10 protein-coding genes are annotated in these 15,774 nt (G+C 68.7%); 1 reads left to right on the top strand and 9 read right to left on the bottom strand.

The annotated features are described in order from the left end of the window. From WC815_23500 to WC815_23485, 4 genes are all read right to left on the bottom strand, one after another. The coding region (locus WC815_23500; GenBank protein MFA5911756.1) for a hypothetical protein at nt 1-909 on the bottom strand (909 nt) is incomplete at its 3' end. A gap of 619 nt (nt 910-1,528) precedes the next feature. Beyond that, nucleotides 1,529-2,077 (bottom strand): hypothetical protein, encoded by a 549-nt coding sequence (locus tag WC815_23495; protein MFA5911755.1) that lies wholly within the window; start codon nt 2,075-2,077, stop codon nt 1,529-1,531. A 56-nt stretch (nt 2,078-2,133) separates the two neighbouring features. Next, nucleotides 2,134-3,576, bottom strand: coding sequence for an ATP-binding protein (locus WC815_23490; protein MFA5911754.1), 1,443 nt, complete (start codon nt 3,574-3,576; stop codon nt 2,134-2,136). Nucleotides 3,577-3,581: 5 nt separating this feature from the next. Further along, nucleotides 3,582-4,973 carry a sigma-54 dependent transcriptional regulator gene (locus WC815_23485; protein MFA5911753.1) on the bottom strand — a complete coding sequence of 464 codons (1,392 nt, stop codon included), beginning with the start codon at nt 4,971-4,973 and terminating at the stop codon, nt 3,582-3,584. A gap of 40 nt (nt 4,974-5,013) precedes the next feature. Between WC815_23485 and WC815_23480 the strand changes: the two genes are divergently transcribed. Then, nucleotides 5,014-5,781, top strand: a complete 768-nt coding sequence (locus WC815_23480; protein MFA5911752.1) for a type II CAAX endopeptidase family protein — start codon at nt 5,014-5,016, stop codon at nt 5,779-5,781. Between the two features lie 129 nt (nt 5,782-5,910). Here the strand turns inward: WC815_23480 and WC815_23475 are convergent, their stop codons facing one another. From WC815_23475 to WC815_23455, 5 genes are read right to left on the bottom strand one after another with little or no spacing between them, the layout of a single operon-like run. Then, nucleotides 5,911-6,534 carry a hypothetical protein gene (locus tag WC815_23475; GenBank protein ID MFA5911751.1) on the bottom strand — a complete coding sequence of 208 codons (624 nt, stop codon included), beginning with the start codon at nt 6,532-6,534 and terminating at the stop codon, nt 5,911-5,913. Next, nucleotides 6,534-9,491, bottom strand: a complete 2,958-nt coding sequence (locus WC815_23470; protein MFA5911750.1) for a POTRA domain-containing protein — start codon at nt 9,489-9,491, stop codon at nt 6,534-6,536. Before WC815_23470 ends, WC815_23475 begins: the two co-directional genes overlap by 1 nt. Then, a complete protein-coding gene (locus tag WC815_23465) occupies nt 9,491-13,603 on the bottom strand; it encodes a translocation/assembly module TamB domain-containing protein (protein ID MFA5911749.1) in 4,113 nt (1,370 codons plus the stop codon). The genes WC815_23470 and WC815_23465 overlap by 1 nt, the downstream gene beginning before the upstream one ends. A 9-nt stretch (nt 13,604-13,612) precedes the next feature. Further along, complete coding sequence (locus WC815_23460) at nt 13,613-14,140, bottom strand: biotin/lipoyl-containing protein (GenBank protein ID MFA5911748.1); 528 nt, start codon at nt 14,138-14,140, stop codon at nt 13,613-13,615. Then, the gene (locus WC815_23455; GenBank protein MFA5911747.1) at nt 14,137-15,651 is read right to left on the bottom strand and encodes an acetyl-CoA carboxylase biotin carboxylase subunit; all 1,515 of its coding nucleotides are present in this window, start codon (nt 15,649-15,651) and stop codon (nt 14,137-14,139) included. Before WC815_23455 ends, WC815_23460 begins: the two co-directional genes overlap by 4 nt. Nucleotides 15,652-15,774: the final 123 nt, after the last annotated feature.

The following is a 15,774-nucleotide window of genomic DNA, read 5'->3' as shown; positions in this document are numbered from 1 at the left end:
GGTGGTGTCGAACTGCATGCCTGGGTCGCCGCACACCCACGTGCCTTCGGCGATCAGGCGCATGACGTCGCGGGCGCGGTAGGTGTCCATCACCTCGCCCGTGGTCACCGCCTTGGTCTGCCACAGGCCATCGTCCAGCACCGCGCGCATGAACTCGTCGGTCACGCGCACGGAGTTGTTGGAGTTCTGGAAGAACACCGAGCCGTAGGCGGTGCCGGTGAACGAGCCGTCGTAGCCGGCGTCGATCAGTGCCCACGCCTTCTTCTCTTCATCCACCTTGCAGTTGATGAAGTCGACGATGTCGGGGTGCTCGGCGTTGAGGATGACCATCTTGGCGGCGCGGCGCGTCTTGCCGCCCGACTTGATCACGCCGGCGAAGGCGTCGAAGCCCTTCATGAACGACACCGGCCCCGAGGCGGTGCCGCCGCCGGCCAGCAGTTCCCGCGATGACCGGATCGCCGAGAGGTTGCTGCCGGTGCCCGACCCGAACTTGAACAGCATGCCCTCGGTCTTGGCCAGGCCGAGGATCGAATCCATGGTGTCGTCAACCGCGTTGATGAAGCACGCGGAGCACTGCGGCGCCTTTTCGAACCCGCAGTTGAACCACACGGGGCTGTTGAAGGCCGCCTTCTGGTTCACCAGCAGGAACTTGAGGTCGTCGCTGAACGCCGAGAGCGCCGAGTCAGACGCGAAATACTTCTGCTTGCGCGCCCACTCGGTAATCGTGTCGACGACACGGCCGATGAGCTGCCTGACCGAGCGCTCGCGCTCGGGCGAACCAATGTGGCCCCGGAAATATTTTGAGACAACGATGTTGGTCGCCTGTTGCGACCACGATTTCGGGATCTCGACTCCCCGTTGCTCGAAGACAACGGTGCCCTTTTCGCTGCCGATGATCGCGTCGCGCACTTCCCATTCGATTTGATCGAACGGGTCGCTGCCGGCGACCGTGAAAAAACGCGGAAACTCCAGGCCGGGGGAGGCCTGAGACTTTCGGCTGCGTGTTGACTCTGCCGGTTCCACGTTGCCCGACGATGAGCTAACAGTCTGTCCTGCGGTGGCCGCTGACAGACCCTTTTGGGAAGCGCCTTCCTGCATGCTTCTTCCTCCGAATGGCGACACCCCTCCCCATGGGGCAGACGCCCTATCTAAGCGAACGGTTCTTCTAAATTGGTGTGGTACGCGCGGTCTGACGTCTCTAAATCGCTTTTCTTTCTTCTCGAAATCGGCTGCGATCTGGTCCCAATCGTTTGGCGCCGGGAGGTGCCTGACGATTGAAAATCATCTTCGCGCGCGGAGCCAAATATGCGCCTGTAACTATTTGTTGTCAAGCTCTTAACCCACAACATGTTGCGCTTTTCTTTTAGGTCGTCCGCAATATCTCGCGGAAACAGGCCAGAAAACTTCCATTCGTTTTATTTTCGCTTAACGAAAGTTTTTCCGCAATGTAAACAACGCCCTCCGTGCAAGGGCGTGCAACCGCGTCAACCAAAGATTAGATGTCAAAACCCGAGGCGAGGTGACCGGATTAGCGGACCAGGACGGACGCCATGGTGGCGGCCTTATCGGCGAGTTTTCCCGCAAACACGACGTTGCGGGCCTTGAGGGCGTCTTCGGCCTGCTGCAGGAATCGCCGGGCGGTCTCGAACTGCGCGCGGCCGTCGGCGTCGAGCGCGCCGGCGTTCACCCGCGATAAATCACGACCGGCCCTGGCGATCAGGTCGCGAATCGCCGCGGCCGTTTGCATCTCTGTGCCCGGCGACGGCGTGAGCGTCAGGGACAGTGGCGAGGCCGGCCTCGCGGCGTCCGCGGCCGGTTCCGGCGTGGCGGGCGGCTCCGGCCTCGCCTCTGCCCTGGCGGGCCGCGCCGGAGGCCGGGCCGGCGTCACCGGCTCCACCACCGGCGCCGGCGCCGGCGGCTCCGGCTCTTCCTGGTAGGTGGTGACGACCCGCGGTGGCGGAGGCGGCGGGTCGAGCAGCGGCATCTCCACCTCGGTGCGCACCTGCGCCTTGGCCGCGCACGCGCTCAGCGACGCACTCAGCACGACGAGGGACACGAGCCGACCGCGATACATCATCACGATTGTATCCGCCTCCGCTTCGCTGGCACACATCAGCTACGGCGGAACAAGCTTCACGCAGCTGGCAAGACGACGATGAAGGCCGTGCCGACCCCGACCGTGGACTCGACGTCGATCGTCCCGTTGTGAACCTGCACGGTGCGAAACGCCAGCGCCAGCCCCATGCCTGATCCCCGTTCCTTGGTCGTGAAGTAGAGCTCGAAGATCCGCTCGAGGTTCTCCGGGGGAATGCCGACCCCGGTATCTTCGACGCGGATGCGCACCCGGCGGTCGGTCAGCGCCGCGCAGACAATCGACAACCGGCCGCCCTTGGGCATGGCCTGGATGGCGTTCTGCGCCAGGTTCAGGAACAGGTCGCGCAGTTGCGCCGCGTCCCCTTCCACGACCAGCGACTCGTCCGTGCACCCGGCGTGCACGCTCACGCCCGCCTGCTCCGCCTCCGGCCTGACCGCCGCCAGCACGTTGCCAATCAACGGGGCGACGCGCACCGGGCCGAACGACACCTCTTCGGGACGCACGAACTTCAGGAAACCCTGGATGCGATCGTCGAGCTTGCGGATCTCGCCGGCGATGACATCCAGGTGCGGAGAGGCCGGGCTCGTGGCGCCCAGCTTCGCGCGCAACAGCTCGACGTGGATGGTCATGGCGTTGAGCGGGTTCTTCATCTCGTGCGCCACGCCCGTGAACAGGCGGCCCACCTGGGTGATGCGGCGCGACATCTCGGCCAGTTGCGCCGGCTTGAGCCCGCCGGGCGAGGCGGCTCGCAGTTGCGCGCTCACCTGGTCGAAGACGTCGCCCAGGTCGCGCAGTTCCTCGTCGGCGCGCAGGTCGAGCGAGGCGCCGAGGTCGCCGCGGCCCAGGCGCGTCAGGCTGCTCCGGATCACATGCATCGGCCGCAACACCAGTTGCGCCAGCAGCATCGCCACGACCACCGCCACCAGCAGCGACACGCCCGCGGCCAGCGCCGCCGGCGCCAGCGACTCGTTGAGGTCGTCGCGGACCAGCAGCGTTGACAGGCCGATGCGGATCTCGCCGAACGGCTCGTCGCCCAGCGCCACCGGCTGGCTCCACTCGAGCGTCTGCTGGGTGGCATACACGGCCCGCACCTGGCCCAGGCCGCTCGCGGCCAGGATGTTGTTGAGCGGCACCCGCGCCGGCACCGTCTTCCCCACCTGCGCGGGGTCGCTCGATGCCAGCACCGTGCTCGAGCCGTCGACAATGACCGCGTCCACCACGTCCTGTGAATAGAACGCAGCCTCGAGTGCCGACTGCACGTTGCGGCTCGAGCGCAGTTCGCCGGCGGCGGTCTCGCGGCTGGTGACGACTTCCTTGGCTTGCTGGTAGATCGCGTTGGCGAGCAGTTCGGCGCGGGCGCGGCTCTCTTGAAGCAGCACGCTGGCCAGGGTCACCAGATGGAGCAGGCTGAGCGCGGTGACGACCATCGCCACCATCGCCGTGACGCCGAGCACCTGCTTCTGCTTGATCGAGAACCGCATGGCGATCAGGAGGGCGGATTCTGGTTTTCTTTGAAACGATTGAGCTTGTTATGCAGGGTCTTCAAGCTGATCCCCAGCATCTCGGCGGCCCGGGTCTTGTTGCCGCCGGCGGCAGCGAGCGTCGCCATGATCAGCTTCTGCTCCGCCTCGTCCACGGTCATCCCGGGCGCGATGGTCAGGGCGTTGGCCGGGCCCGGCGCGGCGGCGGCCGGGCCCAGCGCCGGCAGGTGCGCCGGTTCGATCACCTCGCCGCGGGCCAGGATCGTGGCCCGCTCGATCACGTTGCGGAGCTCGCGGACGTTGCCGGGCCAGTCGTACTGTTCGAGCAGCCGCATGGCGGCCGGCGCCACGGTCTTCACGGAGCGGTGATCGCGCGTGTTGAACTCGTCGATGAACGCCTGGATCAGGAGCGGCAGGTCGTCCTTGCGCTGGCGGAGCGGCGGCAGCGCGATGCTGAACACGTTGAGCCGGTAGTACAAGTCCTCGCGCAACCGGCCCTCGCGGATGGCCACCACCGGATCGACGTTGGTGGCGGCAATCACCCGCACGTCCACTTCCTGCTCGGTGCGGCCGCCCAGGCGGCGGAACTTCCGCTCCTGCAGCACCCGCAGCAGCTTCACCTGCGTCGCCGGCGTCATCTCCGCAATCTCGTCGAGGAACAGCGTGCCGCGGTCGGCCAGCTCGAAGCAGCCCAGCCGCCGCTCGGTCGCGCCGGTGAACGCGCCCCGCTCGTGGCCGAAGATCTCGCTCTCGAGCAGGGTGTCGGGAATCGCCGCGCAGTTGAGGGCGATGAACGGCGCCGCAGCGCGCGGGCTCAACTGGTGAATGGTCTGCGCCACCAGCTCCTTGCCGGTGCCGGATTCGCCCAGCAGCAACATCGACGCCGGCGTCGGCGCCGCCTGTTCCAGCACGTGATAGAGGGCGCGCATCGAGGCGCTGTGCCCGATGATGCGGCCGAACCGCCCGCGCTCGTTCAACTGGCGCCGCAGCGCCTGGTTCTCGCGCTTCTGCCGGTTGATCTCCGCCAGCCGCTCGAGCAACCGCTGCAGCTTGTGCGGATCGAGCGGCTTGGTCAGGTAGTCTTCGGCGCCGGCCTTGACGGCCTCGACGGCGGTGTCCACGGTGCCCTGCGCCGTCAGCAGGATTACCTTGATGTGCTCGACGTCGCCCTTGAGGGCGTTGAGCAGGTCGAGCCCGCTCATTCTCGGCATCACCATGTCCGAGACGATGATCGAGGGCCGGAAGTCGGTCACCCGCTCCAGCGCCTCGGCGCCGTCGCTCGCGGACTCGGCGGTGAACCCCCACGCCCGCACCAGTTCGGTCAGCCCGCTGCGCGTGGCAGGGTCATCGTCGACGACGAGGACACGTTCGGCGGCATGTGAAGTCGGCTCAGCCACTGTTTCGAGTGTACCATCGGCCAGAGCGAGACCCACCACCGTGCTCCCCCCAACCGCAGCCGAAGCCGAACCCGAACCCACCGCCAATCCGGCGTCCCCGCCGGCGCCGCCCGCGCCCTTGCGCAGCCCCTGGCGCGCGTGGGCCGAGATCGTGCTGTGCTCGGGATACCCGACGCAGATCATGCTGGGCGAGGCGCTGAAGGACGCCGGCATCGCGCCGCTGAACGCCAATGGTTCGCTGTCGGCCACGTTCGTGTTCGCGCTGTCACTCGGCGACACCGCGGTGCTGGTGGCGCTGATGCTGTGGCTGTTGATCAGGAATGGCGAACAGCCGCGGCAGGTCTTCTTCGGCACCCGGCGGGCCGGCGAGGAGGCCGTGGTCGGCCTGCTGTCGGTGCCGTTCGTCGTCGCGATGGTGCTGGCCCTCACGCTCGTCATCCGCGCCGTCGCGCCGTCGCTCCGCAATGTGCCGGAGAATCCGCTCGCAGGGCTGCTGGGCACGCAGACCGGCCTGCTCGCGTTCCTGGTCGTGGTGATTGTGGCCGGTGGCCTGCGCGAAGAACTGCAGCGCGCGTTCCTGCTGCACCGGTTCTCGCACGACCTCGGCAGCACCGGGGCCGGACTCCTGATCACCAGCGTGGCGTTCGGGCTGGGTCACACCCTGCAGGGCTGGGATGCGGCGATCCTCACCGGCGCACTGGGCGCGGCGTGGGGCGCGATCTACCTGACGCGCGGGAGCGCCGTGGCATCCATCGTCAGCCACAGCTTGTTCAACTGCGGCGAATTGCTGCGCGCGTTTCTGCGGTGACATCACGGCTCGATGGTGTCCGACAGCTCACGGGGGTGAGGATGCTCCCGGAGAAAGCCGTTGAGATGAGCTCATAGACCGCACCGTAAGCGGTGCCGTTTTCTCCGGGAGCATCCTCACCCCCGTGAGCTATTGAACCAGGATCACGACGTCGGTTCGGCGGCGAAGGTCCGACACCCAGTCGGCGATCAGTTCGCGGCGGCGTGACACGACCAGCCGTTCGCGCAGGATCGGCGCCGCCTGCTCGAAGGTGGTGCCCGCCCGGTCGAACTCGGCCCGCTGCCGGGTATAGGCGGCCGAAATCTCGGTGTCGGTCGGGGTGCTCGCGGATGCGAACCGCTGCGCGAGATAGGCGACCGCCCGCAGGTCGTCGCGGACCCAGGCCCGCAGGCGCGCCTCGGTGAATCCCGTCTCGTCCAGCACACGCGCCATTTCGGCCGCACCGGCGACCCGCTTCCTGATGTCATCCAGCCGCGCGTCCACCGCGCTTTCCGACGGGGCCGGGGGCGCATAGCGCTGCACTTCGCGCAGGACCAACTCGCGATCCACGAGCGGCTGGGTGATGCCCGCGGCATCGGCGGACGGGGCGGCGTCCACCAACCCCAGGCGCACGGCGGCCCGCGCGTCGCCCAGCGTGATGACCTGCGTGCCGACAATGGCGAGGGTGCGCTCGATCAACTCGCCGGGCTGCGCGAGCGCGTCGGCGGCCGACGCCGTCCAGGCCACGAACACCAGAGTGAGCAGGCGGCGCATCAGAAGGCCTGTCCCAAAGAAATGTGCAACACGTTGGACCGTTCTCGTCCGCCGGTGAGCAGCAACCGCGTGCTGATCTTGAAGCCCCAGTCCACGCGCAGCGGGCCGATCGGCGATCGATAGCGGAAGCCGACGCCGCTGGTCACGCGCAACTCATCCAGGCGGATGTCGGACGCCTGCTTGAAGACGTTGCCGGCGTCGGTGAACCACACAAACTGCAGGTTCTTCCAATACGGCGCCCGGGCCTCGAGGTTGAACACGGCCAGGCCGTTGCCGCCCTGCGGAAAGCCCTGCGGGTCGAGGGTCTGTGGCGTGCCGAGACGGTCCAGCGCGAAGCCGCGCACCGTGGTGTCACCGCCGCCAAAGAACCGTTCGCTCGCCGGCAACTCGCGGATGACGGTCGGGAATGTCGCCGCGCGCGCCGCGCCGCGCGCCACCGGGCCCTCCGGCGTCCCGGCAATCTCGAACACCGGCGGCACCGCCTGCGCGAAGCCGACCGCGACGCCGATGCGCGCGCCGGCGGCCAGCACGAAGCCGCGGCCCGGCAGGCGGCGGTAGATGAAGCCCTGCGCGAAGGTCTTGACGAAGCCGACCTCCGATCCCATCCGCTTGGCGGCCAGCGAGGCGTCAACGCCGACGACCGAGCCCTGTTGAGGATCGAGCACGTCATTCCGTGAGTCGCGGAGGACCGAGCCGAAGACCTTCGACAGCTTGACCTGCGGGAACAGGCGATCGATCAGCAATTGATCCTCGGCGGCGATGCGCTCGTTGAACAGCCTGGTGTAATCGAAGGTGTAGCGGCCGGTAAACGTGAAGGCGGTGAAGCGCTTCGCGTAGTCGGCCGTCAGGCCCTTGCGGTTGAAGTCGAAGCTCGAGCGCAGCCCTTGCTCCACGAACGCCGTGAACTGGGCGTCGCCGGCGGTCCCGAAGGCCCGCGGCTCGCGGAACGTGAATAGCCCGCGGTAGTCGTTGAAGCCGTAGCCGCCGGTGTTGGATGGATCGGTGTTGTCCACGCCCGGATCGCTCTGGCGGAGCGACACCCGCGCGAACAGCGTGACCGACCGGTTCTTGCCCCACAGGTTGCGCCGGCTGATGTCGAAGAAGCCGCGCGGCGCGACGTCCAGCTTGTCCACCGCCTGGCCCGAGTCGTCTTCGCGGGTGATGCGGCCCACTTCGAAACCGCCGCCATAGCTGACCGTCGTCGCCGGCGCTTCCTCGAGATCGACCAGCACGTCACGGGTGTTGGATCCGGTGCGCGGCAGTTCCGTCACCCGCACGCGGCGGAACAGGCCGGTCGCCGCCAGCTGCCGCTGGCTCTCGATCAGCGCATCGTCGCTCATCGGGCTGCCCGGGCTGATGGTGAGCGCGCGGCGGATCAGGTCAACACCGGCGCGATCGTTGCCCTTGATCAGCACGTGGTCCACCAGGATCTGCGGGCCTTCGGCGATCGTCCAGGTGATGGCGACGCGGCGCTGCTCGTCGGCAAACGCGAGCTGCGAGATGACCGACGCGCCCTGGTAGCCCAGGTTCCGGTAGGCGCGCTGCAGGGCGTCGCGGTCGGCGGCCAGTTGCGGGCGGTAGAACGGCCGGCCGGATGACAGCGCCATCTGCGCCGCCAGTTGTTGCGGGGCAATGGCCTTGGCGCCCTCGACCGTGACCTCGGTGACCAGGGTCTGCGGCCCTTCCAGGATCTCGAACCGGACCTCGACCGGCCGGAACGACGCGCCGCCGCGGGTCTCGGCCGGCAACACCTGGATGGCCGGCTTCACCGCCGCCTGCGAGAAGCCACGGACCCGGTACAGCTCCGTGATGGCGGACGCCACGGCACCCATGCGCGCTTCCACGAACGGCTCGCCCGCTCTCACGAGCAGCAACGGCGCGATGCCGGCGCGATCCAGGCCGGCCAGGCCCGAAACATCGACCAGGGCGACGCGGTGCTGCGGCCCTCTCGTCACGGTGAAGGTCACGACCACGTCATCGCCGTCCTGGCGGCGCGCGTAGGGCGCCTGCGCGGCGCGGAAACCCTGGCGCCGAAGGGCCTCTTCGATGTTGCGGCTCCCATCTTCGAGCAGGTCCTGGTCCACCGATCGTTCGGCGCGAACCGGGACGAGGGCCTCGCGGTCGCCCTCCAGGGGATCCCCTTCGAACACCACCCGCACATGCGGTCCGGGCTCGACGCCGAGCAGCACGGTGACGCCCGTGCCATCGGCTGAAAAGTCGTGGCTCTGGCGCACGCGCGCTTCGTAGTAGCCGAGCCCGCGGAGTTCCTCTTCGTAGTCGGCAATGCGGGCGTCGAGCGCCACCCGGTCGAACGGGCGGCCAACCTGGAGATTGAGGCGCCGGAGCACGTCGGCCTCGGGCATCAGCGGCGAGGTCGCCACGGTCACCGCCTGAATCGCGGCGCGGGCGCCGGCGTTCACGGCGAGCAGCAGCGTGACGCGCTCGGGCCGTGGGTCCTGCTCCTCGAGACGCGGCAGGATCGAGGCCTGGCGAAAGCCGCGATCGGCGTAGAACGCCTCGAGGGCGGCGACCATGTCGGGCACGCGGCTGGCGGATGGCAGCGCGCCGAAGCGATCGGTCAGCTCGGTGCGGATGCCCTGCTCGGGCAGCTGGGCATCGCCGGTGATCCGGACCGCCGCGATGCGACGGACCGGCGTCAGCAGCCATCGCACGGTCACGCCCTGGTCCGACGGCGACGCGAACACGCGCACGTCTTCAAAGCGTCCCAGCCCGACGAGGTGATCGATGGTCGAGCGGACCTTGATCATGGTGAGCGGCTCGCCGATGCGCGTCTCGACCAGCTCGATCACGGCCGGGTCCACGAGCATCACCCCGGCCACCTCGACGCGGACGTCGGCGACGGTACGCCCAAGGTAGGGCTGGGCGTGGGCGGCGCCGACGGCGGTGGCGAGCAGCAGCGCCGCCGCCAGAACCAGGGTCGCGGCGCGGTGGCGCATCAGAAGGCGTGCCTCTTGCGCACTTCGATGGCGTAGGTGCGGTCTTCGTTCTGCGACAGCACCCACGACAGCGTGTCGCTCTCGTCGAACTCGAGCAGGATGATCTCGTCGTGGGTGGCCGACGACAGGCTCCGCGCGTAGGTCAGGAAGATGCGGTTCGAGATGCGCTTGCCGATGGTGATGCGCGCGGTCGGGTTCAGGTTGACCCGCGCCGACTGCTGGTACGGGTCGTTCAGGAGCGGCGTGATCTGGAAGGTGTCAACGCCGAACGTCTGTTCGACGACCCGGCCCACTTCGGCCGACAGGGCGCCGGTCAGGGCGCGCGTCGCGCGGGCTTCGACCAGCCGCTGCTCCTGCTCGTTGGGCCGCTGCAGGCGCGCCAGTTCCATGTCGCCGCTGGGCGCCTGGTCGCTGAACAACAGCGACAGGATGTCGAGCGTCGGCAGCGGCGGATCCGACTGGAACTGCGGCTGCAGCCGCTCGGTGGTGCCGGCCATGCGCATGGTGATGCGGTAGGTCTGGCGCGGCACCCGCACGCGGGTCTCGGCCTCGATGTCGAAGAACGGCTGGATGCGATCGGGGTTCGCGAAATCCAGGCTGCCGCGCGTGACCGCGTAGCGCCGGCCTTCGAACTCGACCTCGCCGCGCACGATCTCGGCGCGGCCGAACACCAGCGGGCGATCGAGCGTGCCGCGCAGCGCGAGGTCGGCGCTGGCGACGATGCGCGCCTGGTCGTTGTCGATGCGCAGGGTCCCGGGCGCGAGCAGGCGCACGTCAAACCGGAGGGTGGAGGCCGGCGCGGCCGCCAGTTGCCCGGCGACGACCGGCAGCGCCGCGTCGCCGCCGGTGAGGCCGCTGAACAGGCCGCCCGAGGTGTCGATGCCACGCGTCCAGCTCGCGCTCTTGACCAGCACCGTGCCGGTGACGACCGGCGACGCCGCCGGCCCCTGCAGCGCCAGCGTCGCATCCACCAGCGACCGCATGCCCTCGGGATAGCGCAGCCGCATGTCCAGGCCGGTGACGGTGACATCGAACTCGCTCAGCTGGTACGCCGCCAGGCCGATGCGGCCGCCAAACCGCACCGGGCCGCCGCCGAGCCGCGCGGTCAGGCCGTCGAGCCGGACGCCGGTCCCGTCAAACGTGACAATGCCGTTCAGGTCTTCGAGCGCGTGCGGGAACGAAAACTGGCGCAGGCGGCCGGTGGTCAGGAGCGCATTGCCGGCCACCACCGGCTCGCGCGCGGTGCCAGTGATGCGGGCGGTGACTTCGGCGCGGCCCGAGCTGCGCACGTCGGCGACAAAGCCCTGGAGCACGGCCAGGTTGGCGGCGCCGTTGGCCTGCAGCGCCAGCGACTGATCGCGCAGATCGACCGTGCCGGTCACATCCAGCTCGGTGCCGTCACCGACCAGGCGCAGCGAGTCCACCTGCAGCCGCTGGCCCTCCACGCTCAGCAGGATGGGCGCCGCATTGCGCAGGCGGTAGTCGACGAGGCGCAGGTCGACGAGCTCGACGGCGGTGTCGATGCGCAACGCGTCCGGGTTGTAGAGCTCGCCGACCACGCGGATGGTGCCGCTGGCGATGGCGGAGGTAAACGGCGAGAACGTCGGCTGGAACGCGCGGATGAACGGATCGAGCGAGGTGTCGCTGACCCGGAACGACAGCTCCGCGTCCATCTCGTCGTTCAGTTCCACCCGGCCGGTGCCCGAAACCGCCATGCGCGTGGAGGCGACCTCCATCTCGTAGGTCATCAGCAGGCCGCGCATCGACAGCCGGCCCGTCATCTCACCGACGCCCTCGTCGCCGAAGAACAGGTCGCGGGCGCTGAATTTCACGTCGTAGCGCGGCAACTCAAAGGTCCCGGTGCCCTCGACGCTGAAGTCGAGCGAGCCGAAGATCGTCGGATAGCCCGGGAACGTGGTCAGCGCCAGTGTCTCCACGGCCACCCCCCGCCCGGCGGCATTGAACGAATAGGTGCCGTTCCAGCCGACGTAGGCGGCGGCGGTGACCAGGCCGCCGCCCTTGCGCATCTGGATCGCGTCGAGGCGGACGCCGGCGCCCTCGAACCGCAGCGCGGCCTCGGCCTCGGCGAACGGCTCGTCGTAGGCAATGCCGCGGGCGATTGTCATGCGGCCGAACCCGTGCGGTCCTTCGTACTGGCCGTAGACGTGGAAGTCGCCGGACAGGGCACCATCGACCTCGTAATCCTGGAGGTCGAACGCCTCGCGCAGGTCAACCAGGGGGCGCTCGGCCACGCGGATGCGGGCGTCCATCTCCTCGCCGCCATCGGCGCGCGGATAGCCCAGCGAGAACTGCCCGGTCACGTCCATCCGCGACAAGCCCGAGCGAATCACCGAGCGGCTGATGTTGGCGTACGAGTTCTCGACCACGAAGTCGCCGTCGATGTCGCCCCAGTTCACGTCCCACGCGCGCATTTCCGATGCCACCAACCGGCCCTCGATACGCGGACGCCGGAACGCGCCCAGCAACACGCCGTCGAACCGGCCGACCCCGTCCACCGCAATCGCATTGGTCGTCGCGCCGAACGCGGTCATGATGCCGGCCAGCATGCGGTCGCTTTCCTGCCAGTTGCGGCTGGTCACGCGGAAGGGCATCTTCGACCGATCGCCATAGGCGGTGGCACCTTCGAACGCGACGTAGGTGTCTTCAGTGAAGACCTGGCTGGGCTCGAAGCGGATCGCTTCGGGATCAAACGCGTAGGTGAGGCTCCCCGCCACCGCGAGCGGCGTCAGCGGCGTGTGATTGCTGAACGGGCCCTGGATGGCGTACCGCTCGCGGGCGGCGGCGGCGGCGGCCGCTGGCAGTTGCGGTCCCTGCAGCGCCGTGCCCGGCGGCGCGGTGAACGTCACCGCGCCGGCGCCCGTCGCTTCGGCAAAGCGACCGAGCGGCCATTCCATCTGGTTGCTGCCGGTGGCGCGGCCGGCCACGCGCAGCCCGCGCATCTGGTAGAAGTCGGTCAGGGCCGTCAGGTCAACGTCCGTATAGTCGGCGTCGAACTGCGCGCGCGCCGGCGTCACGGGATTGCCGAGCGGCGACATCTCGTAGCGAAAGCGCGTCCGGCCGCCGGCGAAATCGGAGGTCGCGCGCGTCACTTCCATCCGATCCCGCACCCAGACCACCGAGCCGGCCAGGTTGGGGAATCGCAAGTCGTTGACGCCGGCGACGGCGCTGGTGAAGTCGCCCTTCAGCTCGCGGCCGCCCTTGAACATGTGAAACGTCCCGGCGAAGCTGCCTTCGCCCGACAGGCTGAAGCTGTCGTGGGCAAAGAAGATCTCGCGCATCTTCGGGAACTGCATGCGCGACTTGACCTGATACAACTGCTCCGGCCACTGCGCCGGATCCACGGTCCCCGTGATCTGCGACACCGCGCCATCGGTGAGCAGATCGATGCGGTCGAACACGACCTTGCCGTCAACCAGCCTGAACGCCGACGACAGGTTGGCCGACATCGGCACGTACTTCTGAATGGCGATGGTGCCGCCGGCGAACTTGAGCGTGCCGCGGTAGTCGCCGGCCTTGGCGACGGTCACGTCCAGGTTCGGCGCCACGGCAAACCAGTCGGAACCGTAGTCGTTGACCACCAGCTCGCCGCGATGCGCGCGGACATACTGCAGCGTGGTCACCACCAGGCGCGGTCCCGTCCGCGGCGGCCGCGGCGGTCCGGTGAGGCGGGGAAAGGTCTGCCGCCCGTCGGGAAACGACTCGACCACCATGCGCCAGTCGGTCATCTCGACGTTGTCGAGCAGGATCTCCCGTCCGAACAGCGCGCTCCAGGTGATCGACGTCTCGATGTGCCTGGCGACCAGCCAGGGCGGCTCGCCCGGGAGCATGCCGTCGATGCGCAGGTCTTCGACGACAAAGCGGCCGCGCCCGAGGTGCACGCCCAGCCGGCCGATGGTCACCTTCCGCTCGAACCAGTTGCTGCCCGCGGTCTCGGCCCGGGCCTTGAGCGCCGGCCCCAGGTCGATGGTCAGGGTTGACACCAGGACGACGGCAATCGTGACGCCGATGACGACGACGAACCGCCGCGCCAGGCGATAAACGCGCGTGAATGCGGAACGCAGCCGGCTGCTGATCTGCGCCATCCGTGTCATCCGCGGTGTCTATTCCACGACCAGCAGGCTCGCACCCGCATCCACCGACTGCCCCTCGACCACCGACACCTCGCGGACCCGCCCGTCGCGGACCGCGCGAAGCTCGTTTTCCATCTTCATGGCCTCGACCACCACCAGGCCCTGCCGCGCCGTCACCTGGTCGCCCGCTTTCACCAGCACGCGGACGATCTTGCCGGGCATCGGCGCGACAATCCGCTGCGGGCCGGTGCCGTGGGCGGCGCCGGCCTTCTTCTGACGTCCGAACCCGCCCGCCACGCGGACCTGCACCGGGATGGTCCGGCCCGCCACGTGCACGTCAAAGTCGCCGGCGGTGCGCTGCGCGGCCAGCGCCACATCCACGCTACGGGTCGGCTGCGACGCATCCTGTGGTTGCACGAGCAGTGACAGCGCGAGTTCGCCGACCCGCCTCGCATCGACGACGTGGGTGCGGTCACCGATCACGACGTGCAGTAGCGCCCCCTTGCGGGAGATGGTCACGGAGCGGACGCCGTTGCCGGCGGCAACCTCGAACGTCATCGCAGCGCCTCCGCCCGGCCGGCCTGTTTCCAGTGGCTGACCGGCGCCGCCGACGAGGCCAACGAGTTCGCCGCGGGCCGCGTGAACATGTGCACGGCGGCGGCGATCATCGCCAGTTCCTCGTGATCGGCGTCAATCGCCTGCAACGGGCCGAAGCCGGGCGCGCCGAGCTTGCGATCGATAAACGTGGTGTCGAAGCGGCCGGCCTTGAAGTCGTCGTCTTCCAGGATCCACTGGAAGAACGGGATGGTGGTGCGAATGCCCCGCACTTCGTATTCCGCCAGCGCGCGCTTCATCCGCGCCAGGGCGCGGTCGCGGGTGTCGCCCCATGTGATGAGCTTCGAGATCATCGGGTCGTAGAAGATCGGCACCTCGCCGCCCTCGTACGCCCCACTGTCGTCGCGCACCCCCGGCCCCTGCGGCACGCGCAGCCCCTGGATGCGGCCGGGCGACGGCAGGAACCCGTTGTCCGGGTCCTCCGCGTAGATGCGGCACTCGATCGCATGCGCCGTGGGCGTCAGCAACGACTCCGGGTCGAGGTCGAGCCGCTCGCCGCGGGCGATGCGAATTTGCCACTGCACCAGGTCCACGCCCGTCGCGATTTCCGTGATCGGGTGCTCGACCTGGAGGCGCGTGTTCATCTCGAGGAAGTAGAACGAGCCGTCGGTATCGAGCAGGAACTCGATCGTGCCGGCGTTGGTGTAGCCCACCGTCCGCGCCACCGCGGCGGCCGCCGACGTCATCTGCCGCCGCAACTCGGGCGACACCGCGAGCGACGGGCTCTCTTCCACCACCTTCTGGTGACGGCGCTGGATCGAGCACTCGCGCTCCACGAACGGCAGCACGGTGCCGTGGTGATCGCCGAGCAACTGCACTTCGATGTGGCGCGGCGCGAGGATGCGGCGCTCGAGATACACGGCACCGTCGCCGAAGGCCGACTGCGCTTCCGAGCGCGCCGCGCGCAACGCGCCCGGCAGGTCCGCGGGCGAGGCGACCATGCGCATGCCCTTGCCGCCGCCACCGGCCACCGCCTTCAGCATCAGCGGGTAGCCGATGCGTTCGGCCACGGCGAGCACGTCGGCGTCGGAGGTCTGATCGCCCAGCGGTTCCTCGGTGCCCGGCACGACCGGCACGCCGGCCTTGATGGCGGCCTGGCGCGCGGCGGTCTTGCTGCCCATCAGCGTGATCGCTTCGGGCGACGGGCCGATGAACACGAGGCCCGCATCGCGGCACGCCGCCGCGAAATCCTCGTTCTCGGCCAGGAAGCCGTAGCCCGGATGCACGGCATCGGCACCCGACTTCTTCGCGATGTCGATGATTTTGTCGATGCGCAGGTAGCTCTCGCGCGGCGGGCTCGGCCCCACCGGCCAGGCTTCGTCGGCGAGGCGCACGTGCAGCGCGGCGCGATCGCATTCGGAATAAACCGCGACCGTGGCAATGCCCATGTCGCGGCACGCACGGATCACACGGACAGCAATCTCGCCACGATTGGCGATCAGGATCTTCTTCATCGGGCCGAACCGCTTACGATTCTATCAGTTACGGCGTTATCGCCGTGCGGCGAGGTTCGGCCGGCGAAGCCGGCAGGCCGCGAACGGCGGGACGAACGGATCGAGCGGCCGAGGTCCGCCGGA

It is taken from the genome of Vicinamibacterales bacterium (assembly GCA_041659285.1).
In the GTDB taxonomy this organism is placed as follows: Bacteria; Acidobacteriota; Vicinamibacteria; order Vicinamibacterales; family UBA2999; genus 12-FULL-67-14b.
The sequence above is the reverse complement of the archived record's forward strand: the minus strand, read 5'-3'. Positions and strand labels throughout refer to the sequence as shown.

Excerpts from the sequence above, each read along its gene's own strand:
- WC815_23495 (MFA5911755.1), bottom strand. The coding sequence starts at position 2,077 with ATGATGTATCGCGGTCGGCTCGTGTCCCTCGTCGTGCTGAGTGCGTCG.
- WC815_23490 (MFA5911754.1), bottom strand. The coding sequence starts at position 3,576 with ATGCGGTTCTCGATCAAGCAGAAGCAGGTGCTCGGCGTCACGGCGATG.
- WC815_23475 (MFA5911751.1), bottom strand. The coding sequence starts at position 6,534 with ATGCGCCGCCTGCTCACTCTGGTGTTCGTGGCCTGGACGGCGTCGGCC.
- WC815_23470 (MFA5911750.1), bottom strand. The coding sequence starts at position 9,491 with ATGCGCCACCGCGCCGCGACCCTGGTTCTGGCGGCGGCGCTGCTGCTC.
- WC815_23465 (MFA5911749.1), bottom strand. The coding sequence starts at position 13,603 with ATGACACGGATGGCGCAGATCAGCAGCCGGCTGCGTTCCGCATTCACG.
- WC815_23460 (MFA5911748.1), bottom strand. The coding sequence starts at position 14,140 with ATGACGTTCGAGGTTGCCGCCGGCAACGGCGTCCGCTCCGTGACCATC.
- WC815_23455 (MFA5911747.1), bottom strand. The coding sequence starts at position 15,651 with ATGAAGAAGATCCTGATCGCCAATCGTGGCGAGATTGCTGTCCGTGTG.